1 protein-coding gene is annotated in these 474 nt (G+C 23.4%); it reads left to right on the top strand.

Annotation, left to right across the window (positions count from 1 at the left end):
• Positions 1-139: 139 nt before the first annotated feature.
• On the top strand, positions 140-352 hold the full coding sequence (locus FE392_RS21020) for a hypothetical protein (RefSeq protein WP_000216293.1): 213 nt from the start codon (positions 140-142) through the stop codon (positions 350-352).
• Positions 353-474: the final 122 nt, after the last annotated feature.

Here is a 474-nt window from a genome sequence, read left to right as displayed (position 1 = left end):
ATTTGATAGATTTAATCAGAAAAAAACCTATCAATAATTAAAATTTAATATTTTTTTATTGAAAAACCATATGTTTTTATTTACAAACCATATGGTTTTTGTTATATTAAATTTAGTTAATTGATAGGAGGTTGTTTTTATGACAGTTAAAGAAAAGAAAAAAACTTGGGCATTTACATTTACTGAAAGTGAAATTCAGATAATAGATGAAATTGTAGATATAGAGAATGATAGAAGACATTCAATTGCTAGAGAACATAATTTACCGTTTAAAAAATATAATCGTTCTACATTTGTGCTTGCAATGATTGAAGAAAAGAAACGTAAGTATCAAGAGCAAGGAGAAATTTAATGGAAATTGTTTTAGGTGTTAGTGCGTTTGGTTTGTATATTTCGTTTTTAATATTTTTATATTGGATGGCATTAGATTTTTTAGCTTGGTTATATAAAAAGATTTAATAAAATCGTTATTTT

It is taken from the genome of Xenorhabdus santafensis (genome assembly GCF_033949405.1).
Lineage (GTDB): Bacteria > Pseudomonadota > Gammaproteobacteria > Enterobacterales > Enterobacteriaceae > Xenorhabdus > Xenorhabdus santafensis.
The sequence above is the reverse complement of the archived record's forward strand: the minus strand, read 5'-3'. Positions and strand labels throughout refer to the sequence as shown.